12 protein-coding genes and 1 pseudogene are annotated in these 12,047 nt (G+C 71.5%); 3 read left to right on the forward strand and 10 right to left on the reverse strand.

Going from position 1 to position 12,047, the window contains the following annotated elements; genetic code table 11:
• Positions 1-54: 54 nt before the first annotated feature.
• The 3 genes from NNI01S_RS30355 to NNI01S_RS30365 form a co-directional block, all read right to left on the reverse strand.
• On the reverse strand, positions 55-381 hold the full coding sequence (locus tag NNI01S_RS30355) for a cupin domain-containing protein (protein WP_063024536.1): 327 nt from the start codon (positions 379-381) through the stop codon (positions 55-57).
• Between the two features lie 161 nt (positions 382-542).
• The gene (locus NNI01S_RS30360) at positions 543-1,049 is read right to left on the reverse strand and encodes a dihydrofolate reductase (protein ID WP_063024538.1); all 507 of its coding nucleotides are present in this window, start codon (positions 1,047-1,049) and stop codon (positions 543-545) included.
• A complete protein-coding gene (locus NNI01S_RS30365) occupies positions 1,046-1,873 on the reverse strand; it encodes a thymidylate synthase (protein ID WP_063024540.1) in 828 nt (275 codons plus the stop codon). Before NNI01S_RS30365 ends, NNI01S_RS30360 begins: the two co-directional genes overlap by 4 nt.
• 108 nt (positions 1,874-1,981) lie before the next feature.
• On the opposite strand from NNI01S_RS30365, the gene cobF reads away from it, so the two are divergent.
• Entirely contained in the window at positions 1,982-2,725 is a 744-nt protein-coding gene (cobF, locus tag NNI01S_RS30370; protein ID WP_063024564.1) for a precorrin-6A synthase (deacetylating), read from the forward strand.
• A gap of 60 nt (positions 2,726-2,785) precedes the next feature.
• Positions 2,786-3,655 carry an Fpg/Nei family DNA glycosylase gene (locus tag NNI01S_RS30375; RefSeq protein ID WP_063024542.1) on the forward strand — a complete coding sequence of 290 codons (870 nt, stop codon included), beginning with the start codon at positions 2,786-2,788 and terminating at the stop codon, positions 3,653-3,655.
• Positions 3,656-3,659: 4 nt separating this feature from the next.
• Here NNI01S_RS30375 and NNI01S_RS30380 read toward each other — a convergent pair whose 3' ends face one another.
• From NNI01S_RS30380 to pdxR, 4 genes are all read right to left on the reverse strand, one after another.
• On the reverse strand, positions 3,660-5,168 hold the full coding sequence (locus NNI01S_RS30380; protein ID WP_063024544.1) for a carboxylesterase/lipase family protein: 1,509 nt from the start codon (positions 5,166-5,168) through the stop codon (positions 3,660-3,662).
• A 13-nt stretch (positions 5,169-5,181) separates the two neighbouring features.
• Positions 5,182-6,618 (reverse strand): dihydrolipoyl dehydrogenase family protein, encoded by a 1,437-nt coding sequence (locus NNI01S_RS30385; protein WP_063024546.1) that lies wholly within the window; start codon positions 6,616-6,618, stop codon positions 5,182-5,184.
• Between the two features lie 8 nt (positions 6,619-6,626).
• Positions 6,627-6,872, reverse strand: coding sequence for a DUF2630 family protein (locus NNI01S_RS30390; protein ID WP_063024548.1), 246 nt, complete (start codon positions 6,870-6,872; stop codon positions 6,627-6,629).
• Between the two features lie 157 nt (positions 6,873-7,029).
• Entirely contained in the window at positions 7,030-8,400 is a 1,371-nt protein-coding gene (pdxR, locus tag NNI01S_RS30395) for a MocR-like pyridoxine biosynthesis transcription factor PdxR (RefSeq protein ID WP_063024550.1), read from the reverse strand.
• Between the two features lie 80 nt (positions 8,401-8,480).
• Here pdxR and NNI01S_RS30400 point away from each other — a divergent pair, with 80 nt between their 5' ends.
• A complete protein-coding gene (locus NNI01S_RS30400; RefSeq protein WP_063024552.1) occupies positions 8,481-9,155 on the forward strand; it encodes a pyridoxamine 5'-phosphate oxidase family protein in 675 nt (224 codons plus the stop codon).
• A gap of 244 nt (positions 9,156-9,399) precedes the next feature.
• Here the strand turns inward: NNI01S_RS30400 and NNI01S_RS30405 are convergent, their stop codons facing one another.
• The 3 genes and pseudogenes from NNI01S_RS30405 to NNI01S_RS35515 form a co-directional block, all read right to left on the reverse strand.
• Positions 9,400-10,164 (reverse strand): MspA family porin, encoded by a 765-nt coding sequence (locus tag NNI01S_RS30405; RefSeq protein ID WP_063024554.1) that lies wholly within the window; start codon positions 10,162-10,164, stop codon positions 9,400-9,402.
• A 425-nt stretch (positions 10,165-10,589) separates the two neighbouring features.
• A complete protein-coding gene (locus NNI01S_RS30410) occupies positions 10,590-11,831 on the reverse strand; it encodes a hypothetical protein (protein ID WP_063024556.1) in 1,242 nt (413 codons plus the stop codon).
• Between the two features lie 5 nt (positions 11,832-11,836).
• A pseudogene (locus tag NNI01S_RS35515) lies at positions 11,837-12,047 on the reverse strand (crotonase/enoyl-CoA hydratase family protein); the annotation flags it as partial.

Consider the following 12,047-nt stretch of genomic DNA (forward strand, 5'->3'; position numbering starts at 1 on the left):
CGACACCCTAATGCCCGGCCGGTCCGGCCGAAGTGCGGACCCGCGCGGAGGCGGCTACATCGCGACGGTGAGCAGGAACGCGACGTCGTCGATGGCCTTGACGCTGTGGCGCGCCTTGGGCACCACGATGAGGTCGCCTTCCGAGCCTTTCCATTCGTTGGCGCCGCTGAGCAGAACCAGTGTGCCGCTGAGCACCAGCAGGGTGGCCTCACCCGTGTTGTCGTGCTCGGCCAGGCTGTGCCCGGCCGTCAGGCCCACCACCGTCTGCCGCAGCGTATGCGTATGGCCGCCATAGAGTGTCTGAGAACTGCGCCCGCTCGTGGCGAGGGTCGCCAGCTTCAGTTGCTGGCGCGCTACCGCAGTCAGCGATTTCTTTTCCATGGGCCGCCTTTCGCAGATCACCACAGCCGATGCCGGGCTGGTGGCAACGGCTCGAGGCGTCCGGCCGGACACGTCCGGCCGCCGCATATCGAGGAGTATGCCCGAGTCGGCTGCGGCGCGGGCCGGGTTTGACCGGCCCCGCCCCTCGGCGTGGCGTTCCGCTAGGCCGTCGGCTGCCGCGTGTAGCGCCGGATGCGGTAGCGCAGACCGGTGGCCGAGGTGCGCCAGGGCTCCGGCTCGTCGGGCTGCCATTCGGGTCCGATCGTCGGCGCGAAGGCATCGCCCTCCACCGCGGTGTCGATCTCGGTGACGCGCAGGTCGGTCGCGAACTCCAGCGCGGCGCGATAGATCTCGCCGCCCCCGGCGACCCAGACCGCGTCCGGAGCGCAGGTGGCCAGCGCCTCCGGCACCGAGGACACGCGCTCGGCGCCGTCGGCCGACCAGTCGGGCTGCCTGGTCACCACGATGTTGCGCCGTCCGGCCAGCGGCCGGAACCGCGGCGGCAGCGAATCCCAGGTCCGCCTGCCCATGATCACGGGATGTCCCCAGGTGACGTCCTTGAAGTGCGCCATGTCCTCGGGCAGTCGCCAGGGGATGGTGTTGCGGAGCCCGATCACCCCGTCGAGGGTCTGCGCCCAGATCAGACCGATCGTGCGGCTCGCGCTCACACCGCCACCGGGGCCTTGATGGCCGGGTGGGGCTCGTAGCCGACCACTTCCACGTCCTCGTAGCGGTAGTCGAACAGCGTCGGGGCGGGGTGCAGCCGCAGCGTGGGGAAGGGGCGGGGATCGCGGCTCAGCTGCTCGGTGACCTGGTCGAGGTGGTTGTCGTAGATGTGGCAGTCCCCGCCGGTCCAGATGAAGTCACCCGGCATGAGTTCGGTCTGCTGGGCGACCATGTGGGTCAGCAGCGCGTAGCTGGCGATGTTGAACGGCACGCCCAGGAACAGGTCGGCGCTGCGCTGGTAGAGCTGGCAGGACAGTTTGCCGTCGGCCACATGGAACTGGAAGAACGCGTGGCAGGGCGCCAGCGCCATCTTGTCCAGGTCGGCGACGTTCCACGCCGAGACGATGATGCGGCGGGAGTCCGGGTCGGTGCGCAGGGTCTGCAGCACCTGGGAGATCTGGTCGATGTGGGTGCCGTCCGGGGTGGGCCACGACCGCCACTGCACGCCGTAGACGGGGCCGAGCTCGCCGTCGGCGTCGGCCCACTCGTCCCAGATGGAGACGCCGTGTTCGCGCAGCCAGCCGACGTTGGAGTCGCCGCGCAGGAACCACAACAGCTCGTAGACGATCGACTTCAGATGAACTTTCTTCGTGGTGACCAGCGGAAACCCGGCCGAGAGGTCGTAGCGCAACTGGTGGCCGAAGATGCTGCGCGTCCCGGTGCCGGTGCGATCGGCTTTCTTCGTGCCGGATTCCAGCACCAGCCGGAGCAGGTCTTCGTACTGGGTGTCGGGAGCCGAGGCCGGATCGAGCGCGTCATGAGCCACGCCTGGCAACTCTAGTCGTCGTTCTCCGGCGGCCGGTGAGCCGATCGGGCGCGTCCCGGGCGCCGCCTGGCCACCGTGGTCGTGCGCGGGCCTGGCAAGCTCGAGCGCATGCGCAAGCTCTACGTGATCGGCATCGGCGCCGGCGATCCGGACCAGGTCACCGTGCAGGCGGTCAAAGCCATGCGTCAGGTCGAGACGTTCTTCGTCATCGGCAAGGGCGAGGCGAAGCAGGAGCTGGTCGACGTGCGCACGGCGATCCTGGAAGCGCACCTGGACCGGCCGTACCGGATCGTCCCCATCGCCGATCCGCCCCGGGACCGGACGCCGGCGGACTACCTGGACGTGGTCGACGACTGGCACGATCGCCGCTCGGCGCTGCTGGAATCGGCGTTCGCCGGGGCCGACGGCGTCGGCGGCATCCTGGTCTGGGGTGACCCCGCGCTGTACGACAGCACCCTGCGGATGGTCGAGCGGGTGCTCGCCCGCGGGGTGGTGAACTTCGAGTACGAGGTCGTGCCCGGTATCACCAGCGCGCAGGCGCTGGCCGCGCGGCATCGGGTGGTGCTGCACGGCATCGGCGAGCCGGTGCGCATCACCACCGGCCGCCGCCTGCGCGAGGAGGGCCTCGGCGCGGAGAACACGTTGGTGATGCTGGACGGCGACTGCTCGTTCACCGCGATCGAGGACCCGGACATGCACATCTGGTGGGGTGCCTACCTCGGCATGCCGGACGAGACCCTGATCGAGGGACCGCTGCCCGCGGTGCGGGAGGAGATCGTCCGCCGCCGCGCCGAGCTGCGCGAGCGCAAGGGCTGGATCATGGACATCTACCTGCTGCGGCGCGGCGCGTGAGCCGCCCGCCGCCGCGCGCGAACCGGCCGGTTGTCGGTGGGGCTGGGTAGTCTGGACTGCGTGCCAGAGCTACCGGAAGTGGAGGCGTTGGCTCAGTTCCTCCGGGAGCATGCGGTCGGCGCCGTGGTCGGCCGTGTCGACGTGGCCGCACTGAGTGCCGTCAAGACCTTCGAGCCCCCCGTCACCGCGCTGTCCGGCCGAGACGTTACCGGCGCTGGGCGCTGGGGCAAATTCCTCGGCATGGAATGTGACGGGCTGTGGCTGATCACGCATCTGTCGCGCGGCGGATGGCTGCGCTGGATCGATGAGCCGAGCCCGGCGCCGCCCAAACCGGGCGGTAAGAGCCCGCTCGCGCTGCGCGTGCATTTCTTCACCCCCGAGGGGGCGACGCCCGCGTTCGATCTGACGGAGGCGGGCACGAAGAAGCGGCTCGCGGTGTACGTCGTGGCGGACCCGAAGGCGGTGCCCGGCATCGCCCGGCTCGGCCCCGACGCGCTGGAGGTGACCGAGGCGCAGTTCGCAGACATCTTGCAGGGCACCTCGCAGCGGATCAAGACCGCGCTCGTGGACCAGGCGCTGCTGGCGGGCATCGGCAACGCCTACTCCGACGAGATCCTGCACACCGCGCGGATCTCGCCGTTCGCGAACACGAAAGCCCTCCCGGCCGACAAGGTGGCCGAGCTGTACACCGCCCTGCGCACGGTGCTCACCGACGCGGTGCGCCGCTCGGTCGGCCAGGACGCCGCCCGCCTCAAAGGCGAGAAGCGCTCCGGCATGCGGGTGCACGCCCGGACCGGGCAACCGTGCCCGGTCTGCGGCGACACGGTCCGCGAGGTGGCCTATGCCGAGCGGTCCTTCCAGTACTGCCCCACCTGTCAGACCGGCGGCAAGGGCCTCGCGGACCGGCGGATGTCGCGCTTGCTGAAATAGCGGGTCAGGTCAGCGTCGGCACCCGCACGCCCTGCCACGCGAGTCGTTTCGCCCGGTCCGGGTCGTGTTCCACGCGCGTGGGGTAGTCGATGATCAACGTGGACCTACGGGCCTCGGTATAAGCGGGCCAGGAGGGCAGCGGAGCTCCGGTGCGGGCGAAGGCCAGCCAGTTGTCCTGGAACTGATCGGTCACCGCCCGCAGTCCGCGCCTGCCGCCCGCCGCGGTGAAAGCCCGCCCGACCGGAGAGTCGCCGATGCCGAAGACCGGAATGAGATCGGTCGCGTGGGTGGCGCCGAGCCCGGCCAGCTGCAGGGCGCGCGGCGCGAAGTCGTAGCGGTAGGCGTAGGTCGGCGCGTGCCTGCTGTGCCCTTCCATGACGGCGACCGAAGGACGCCAGAACGTGTAGTCGCCGCCCGCTCGCACCGCCGCCTTCGGCTGGGGGTACCCGGGATAGGCCGCGGCGATCCGGGATTCGGCCTCGGCGGAGTTCCCGAGCGCGGAGCGCAGCCGGTCGGCCGTGGTGGGCAGTTCGTCGGCGAACCTGGCGAACAGCGTGCCCTCGTCTCGGTTCGTCCCGATGATCAGCGGCACCTGGTGCGCGGAGCCGTCGGTGATGGCGTCGACCGGGCAGAGCGGCAGGAAATCGCCGTCCACGACCGGACACACCGGGAAGGCGCCCGGCTGTTCCCGGACCACCTGCCCGATCAGGCGATCGACGGCGCGGCGGATGTCGTTGGCGCCCGCCGTGCGCAGCGCGGTATGCGCGGTGTCCGGTGTGGCGCCCAGGGCGGCGACACAGCGGCGCGCGAAGCCGCGGGCCTCCTCGGCGGTGATCGCCCAATCGGCCGGGGGGCTCTGCGAGATGGCCCGGTGGAACAATCCTTCGGCCGCCGGGGTGGCCAGCAGACCGAGCACGGCGTGCGCGCCGGCCGACTCACCGAAGATCGTCACGTTGTCCGGGTCGCCGCCGAAGGCCGCGATATTGGTGCGCACCCACTCGAGTGCGGCCAGCTGATCCCGCAATCCGAGGTTCGAGTCGAAGGGATGCTCCGCGGTGCCGAATTCGCTGAAGTCGACATAGCCGAACGCGCCCAGCCGGTAGTTCAGCGAAACCACCACCACGTCGCCGCGCACCGCCAGTCGCGCGCCGGAATACATCCCCAGCGCGGAGGTCCCGATGAGGTACCCGCCGCCGTGGATGAAGACCAGCACGGGCCGCGGGCCCGCCGCCGCCGTCGCGGGCGCGGTGACATTCAGTGTCAGCGCGTCCTCGCTGGTCGGCTGGTAGGCGCGCGGCCCGATCCGCGCTCCGGAGCGGTGCTGCATCGCCGCCGAGGTGAATTCCGTCGCGGTCCGCACGCCCGACCATGGCCGGACCGGCTGCGGAGCGCGAAATCGCAGGTCCCCGATCGGAGGAGCCGCGTAGGGAATGGACCGCCAGCGCAGGACGCGGCGGCCACGGCGACCGCGGACGACTCCGTCGGCGGTCGCGATATCGGTTGTTGCCACCATTTTCAAATGGTAGCTATGCGCGCCGCGCCTCCAACAGGCGCAGCCAGAACTCGCTGACCGCCGGGAAGGCTGGCACGGCGTGCCAGAGGGTGGACAGCGGCACCCGGCCGACCACCGCGATGGTCGCCGCGTGCAGTTGCTCGCCCACCTCGGGGCCGACGAACGTGGCCCCGAGCAGCGTGTCGGTGGCGCTGTCGACGACCAATTTCGCGTGACCGGCGTAGTCGTCGCGCGACAGCGCCGATCCGGCCACCTCGATGTCCAGTTCGACGGTCTCGACCGGGTGACCCGCCTCCCTGGCCGCGGCTTCGGTGAGACCCACGGAGGCCACCTCGGGCGCGGTGAACACCACCTGCGGGACCTTGTCGTGATCGGAACTCGCGACGAAGCGCGGGTCGTCCAGCGGCCTGCCCTCGGCCCGCGCGGCGATCACGTCACCGCAGACCCGGCCCTGGTACTTGCCCATGTGCGTGAGGGCGGCGCGCCGATTGAGGTCGCCGACCACGTACAGCCACTCGCCTTCGACGTCGCGTGCGGCGAGGTGGTCGTCCACCGCGACGTATCCGCCGGTCAGCCCGACCGCGTCCAGGCCGAGCCCTTCGGTGGCGGGTGCGCGTCCGGCCGCCACCACGATCTCGTCCACCTCGAGCACGGATTCCTCTTCCGGGCCGCGCAGCCGGATCGTCACCGGACCGCCGTGGATCCGGCCTTCTCCGGTGTCCTTCGCGGCCGGACGCTCGACGGCGGTGGGCTCGGTCCGGAAGCGCACTCGCAGGCCCGCCTCGGTCAACGCCGCCGTCACCCGCTCGCCTGCGAACGGCTCGGTCGCGGCCAGCAGCGCCGAACCGCGCACCAGCAGGGTGACCTCGGCCCCGAGCGCGGCCAGCCAGGTCGCGGCCTCGCTCGCCACCACGCCGCCGCCGACGACGGCGACCCGGCGCGGCACCTCGTGCAGATTGGTGGCGTCGCGCGAGGTCCACGGCAGCGCGTCGCGCAGACCCGGCACGCCGGGAACGTTCGCGGTGGTGCCGGTAGCCAGCACCACGGCATGCCGGGCGCGCAACTGCCGCCCGCCGACCTCGACCGAGCGCACACCGGTCAGGCGGCCGCTGCCGCGCACGACGTCGATGCGGTTGCTGCGCGCCCAGTCGGCCTGCGACGAATCGTCGTGGTCGTGCACGAAGGCGTCGCGCCGCCGCAGCACCGCCTCGACGTCGAGACCGGTGGCCGAGACACCCGGCATCGCTCGCGCCGCCGCGAGGACGTGGCCCGGCCGCAACAGCGCCTTGCTCGGAATGCAGGCCCAGTACGAGCATTCGCCGCCGACGAGTTCACGCTCGACGATGGCGGCCGTGCGGTCACTGCCCGCGACGGCGTAGGCGGCGGCGTTCTCGCCCGCGGGCCCGCCACCGATCACGATGACGTCGTAGTCGGCTGCTGTGCTCGACATCGCCGCGCCTACTGCAGGTATCCCTCGACCTGCGAGACCGTGTTGGCCCGCACGGTGTCCGGCGACTCGCCCTGGTCGATCCGCGCCCGGCGGTGGCGCAGCAGGTCCCAGGCCTGATCCAGCATCACTTCGAGTTCGGCGAGGCGCTGGCGCTCGGTCTTCGGGTCCAATTCACCGCGGGTGGCCTGCGAGCGCAGCTGGTGCTCCTGGTCGACCAGTTCCTTGATGCGCGCCAAGATGTCCTGTTCGCTCATGCTCCGTCCTTTCCGGCCTGAGCGGGACCGTGCGGGGTCACGCTGCGCTGCCGTCTCTGGCCTGACCGCTCATGCCCTGTCGCTTCGGGCCTGACCGGGGCTCTGCGTGGTCACGCTACGCTGCCGCGTCCGGGTCTGACCGCTCGTGCCGCCCATGCTACGGCCGGGCGAGGCACTCGGCGGCTCTCGGTACGGCCGCGGCGAGTTCCGGCAAGGGCAGCGCCGTGTAGCCGAGCGCGACGCCGAAGTGGTCCCGGCGGGCTCCCAGGTAGTACCTGGAAAGCCCGTCGAGCGCGACGCCCCGCGCCGGGCCCGCCGCCACGACACGCCGCTCGGCCTCGGCCGATTCCACCGGCACGACGACGTGCGAGCCCGCGTCGTCGCCGAGCACCCCGAGTCCGCGGCGGCGCAATTCGGTCACCACCAGAGCCCGCCGCGGCGGCAGCGCGCGACGCAGCCTGCGCAGGTGCCGGGCGAGATCACCGTGCGCGGCGAAGGCGACCAGCACGCGCTGACCCGCCGGGCTCGGGCCGGTGCCGGTGCGTTCGCGGTGGGCGAGCACCGCGGCGGCGACCTCAGGCGCGGCGAGCAGCCAGCCGACGCCGAGGCTGGGGGACAGGATCTTGCTCGTCGTGCCCAAGTGGACGACCACGTCGGGGGCCATGGTGGCCAGCAGCGGCAGCGGCGCGGTGTCGTAGCGCAATTCGCCGTCGTAGTCGTCTTCGATGACGAAGATCCCGGACCGGCGCGCATGCTCCACCAGCTCCACCCGCCGCGCCGCCGGCATCCGCGCGCCGAGCGGGAACTGGTGCGCCGGAGTGCAGTACACCGCTTTGATTCCGGGCGGCAGCAGATCGACGCGCAAGCCGTGCGCGTCCACGGGCACCGGAACGACCTTCAGTCCGGCCGCCGCGAAAGCTCCCGCGGCGCGCTGGTAGCCCGGGTCCTCCATGGCGACGGCGTCGCCCGGCCGCAGCAGCGCCGCGGCCAGCTCGCTCACGGCGGAACTGGTTCCGGCGGTGGCGAGCAGCGTGGTGTCGCTGCCCGCGCCGATCCCGCGGTGCCGCAGCAGGTGCTCGGTGACCGCCGTGCGGAACTCCGGTTCGCCCGCGCGGTCCTTGCGGACGAGCGGCGAGTGATCCGCCGCGGCGCGCCACGCGCGGCGCCACGCGGCCGGGTCGATCGCGTCGGTGCACGGCGCCCCCGGGGCCAGGTCGAACAGCTGCGGGACGGTGTCCGTGCCCGGCGCGGATTCGGTGCGCTCCGGCGCGGCGGCCGGTGCGGTCGTCAGATAGGTGCCGGACCCGCGTTTGCCGCTGATCCAGCCTTCCGCGTGCAGTTGGTCGTAGGCGGCCGCGACCACCGTGCGGCTCACGCCGAGCCGCCCGGCCAGTGCGCGAGTGGACGGCAGCCGGTCGCCGCCGCGCAGCGGCCCGCCGGTCGCGGCCCGGCGCAGCTGGTCGGCGATCTGCACCGACAATGGCTGCGCCAGCTCGCGATCGAGGTCGAGGGGAAGGTCCTCGAGCATGGATACCTCGCAAAGTGGACTGATGAAAATCATCCGAATTGGCGCTTTGATAATGCCACTAGCGGCCGGATGCTGGGTGCATGATCGAAACCGCCAGCACGCGCACTCCACTCTCGCCCACGCCGCGCAGCACGCCGACCCGGTTGACCGACCGCGCCCGTACCGACCGCGCCGACTTGGACGCGGTGCTCGACGCCGGGCTGATCTGCCACCTCGGGGTGCTGCTCGGCGGTACGCCGGTCGTGCTGCCCACCGCCTACGGCCGCGACGGTGACACGCTCTATCTGCACGGCTCCACCGGTGCGGGGAACATGCGCGCGGCCGTCGCCGCCGACATCTCGGTGGCGGTGACCATGGTCGACGGCGTCGTCTACGCGCGTTCGGCCATGCATTTCTCGATGAATTACCGCTCCGCGGTCGTGCTCGGACGGGCTCGCGAGGTGACCGATCACGACGAGCGCCTGCACGGGCTGCGCGTGATCGTCGAGCACGCGGCGCCCGGCGCGTGGTCGCGCGTGCGTCCCCCGAGCAAGAAGGAACTCGCCGCCACGAAAGTGCTCGCCCTCGACCTCACCGAGGCCTCGGTGAAGGTCCGTGCGGGAGGCCCGAAGGACGACCCGGCGGACATCGACAACGGGGGAGTGTGGGCGGGCGTCCTCCCGCTGCGCCAGACCTGGGACAACCCGATCGACTCCGCGGACCTGGACCCCGGCGTTCGAGTTCCCTCGGATGTCCTGGAGCGCGCGGCCGGCTGATCCGGCGCGTGTCGCTCACACGACCACTCGCCGTTTCACATCAGTCACAAGGGGACGCGGGAAAAACTTCCGCTGGCACTGGAATCCGAGCGGATCGCCGGGCGCGCGGGCACGTTCGACACCGTCAACGGTGACCGTTGACCGCGCACCCGGGCGAGTGCCGCCACTCTCGCGCAGTGGATCTCGGACGCGCAGTTCGACTGGTGCCTGCGCGCGCTGCTGGTCGGATCGGCGCGTGTGCCGGTCAGAACCAGAACGCTGCGCCGTAACCCGTCGTTTGCGCTGTGGCCCTTCTCGAATCGGCCCGTACGGTGACAAACGGCATGGCCGAGGCCGGTGAAAGGCAGCCGCTGATATTCAACGGGGTATTGGTGTGAGCGAAGGTGTAAGGGAATTCGGAATCCTCGTCGATTTCCGCCGCGCCGATCACCGCCGCCGTGACCGAACCGGGGGCCAGATTCACCGCGAGTTCGACGGCGAGGCCCCCCTCGACCTCGAAGCTGGGCTGGATGGCGACGCCGGCGCCGACAGTGACGCTCGGTGGCGCCAGCAGTTGCAGAGAGGGGATCATATGCTGGTCGGGCATGCCCATCTCCACGGAGGGCCCCTCGAAGGTGAGGGAGCCCTCCAGGCCGAAGGAGGGCGCGATCCCGACGCCGGCGCCGACACTCGGTGAGATGCCGATCGAGATGCCGTTGGAGATGTCGACCGCGCAGCCGACCAGATATCCGACGGCGATTTCTCCACCGCGCAGCGCCGAGGGTCCATCGAGCGATACCGAGAAGTCTCCGGACACCTTCACCGCGTGCACGAACGGAACTCCCGGCGCGAACTCACCCGCGGGCACGACATTGTTGGCGTTCGCCGACGCGATCAGATGCAGTCCACCGGCGTTGATCTCTCCTGGCGCGGCGCCCGCCACGGAATCGGAAACAGCGAAAGCGCCGGTGGCGGCCACAACCACCGCGATGATCGCGGCGAGAGTACGCGAATGCTTTCGGTTCATCATGCTCCAGTCGAGTATCGATGGAATCGGAACTTCATGCGCGAAAGGACTGCACGGCAAATGGGTCGTCGCGGCGGCCCCCACTCGGCCTACGCCGCAGACTTTATCGGGCGGTACGGCCGACGCCGGTGATCACGCCGACACGGCGAGTCGGCCGACCCGACCGATCGCGGTCGTCGTCGGCATTCGCGCGAACCGCCGATGACCGGCGGGCGAAACCATCCGATTTCATACCAGGTCGCCGAAACTCCCTGCTGTTCGCCGAAATATTGCGCGTGTCGCCGAAACCATCACGGAGACCCGCGAGCCGGGTGCGTGCCCGTGGATATGCCTGCGGCTGTGGATATGCCTGCGGCTGGGGATATGCCTGCGGCTCGGCGGGCGCGCGAGTGCCGACGACCGCGGCTCGGCGCGTCAGCCCGCGGGTATCACCACGCGTCGGCGTGCAAGCCCGCGCAGTGCGCCGCGCGCAACGCGAGTTCGCGCAACGCACCGGCGGAAGCGATCCGCGCCGGGTCCAGGCCGACCAGGCTCAGCACATAGTCGTCGCCGACGCGGCAGAGGTAGCCCGAGAGACGGGTGCGCGGCAGTCGCGCGGCGGCCAGGCCGGGGTGGATGGCGCGCGCCGCGACGCCGGTGCAGCGGTGCGGGCCGAGCCGGAGCAGCGAGGTGGGGAGCGTTCCGATGTTGGAGCACAGGATGTCCCGTTCGCCCGCGCCCTCGGACAGCGCGTAGGCCCAGCGGTCCGGGATCACTTGGAGGAGTTGTTCGGGCATTCCGCCCGGCGCGGACATGCGGTGCTCGTAGGCGGAACGGGCCAGTGCGCGGATCGTCGCCGGGGTGTCGGCGCGGGTGATCGCGATGCGCGTCATGGCGAGGTCGTTGTCGACCCGGGGTTCGTCGCGGGTGTCGACGGGCAGGCTGGCTTCGATCGTGTCGCCGGGAAATCCGCTGCCCCACAGCACGGTCGCGACGAGATGGATGAACAGGCTGTTCGCCGTGCCGCCCGCGCGCGCCGCCACGCGATCCCACTCGGCGGCCGGGCATTGCAGGATCGCGCCGCGCGTCGCGTTGCCCGCCACGCGCGGCTGCTCGTCCCGTCGCGGCGCGGCGGGTTGCCGCGGTATCCCGTGCCGCAGCGCAGCCGCGGTGCCGCGCAGGACGATCGACCACTGGCGCCGGGCGTCGGCCCAATCCGATTCCCGCGCGGACGGATCCGCCGGACGCACCCGAGCGCCGCCCAGCGCGTCGTCCACCGCGAGCACCAGCGCGCGCCCGTCGGCCAGCGCGTGCGAACAGGTGAGGGAGACGACCGAACCACCGTCGTCCAGCGGCGCGGTCGAAAGCCGCCAGCCGGGGCCGTATTCCGGATCGAGCCCGGCGCCCTGCGCATCGGCCCAGTCGAGCAGTTCCGCGACCGGGAGGACACTCTCGGCGCGGTCGATCGGGTACGCGCGGACATTCGGTCGCCATGCCCGGCGGGCGCCCGGCACACGTGGTCGAACCACCCTGCGCCCCAACGGCCCCGACCCCAAGGCCGCGTGCACCCGCGTCAGCAACGCGGGGTCGACCCGGTCGGCTGTCCGCCACACGCCCTGCAACGCGATCGGCGTGCCGAGCCCGCGGTGGCTGCGCAGGAAGATCTCGTCGACGACGCTCAGCCTGCCCATGGGCCTCAGGCGCGAGCGCCGTGCCGGCCCGCGCCCGACGCGAAGCGCTGCGCGCCGTCCAGCGCGCCGTCGGCCAGGGCGGTCAGCCCGTGGCGGAACTCGTTGCGCAGCGCGGACTCCTCGGTCATCCCCTCCTGCTCCAGCATCGACATGCGGTCCGAGCGCAGGCAGGTCTGCGGCAGCGCGGCCAGTTCCGCCGCGAGCGCCTCCGCCGCG

The sequence above is a fragment of the Nocardia niwae NBRC 108934 = DSM 45340 genome (genome assembly GCF_001613465.1).
Lineage (GTDB): Bacteria > Actinomycetota > Actinomycetes > Mycobacteriales > Mycobacteriaceae > Nocardia > Nocardia niwae.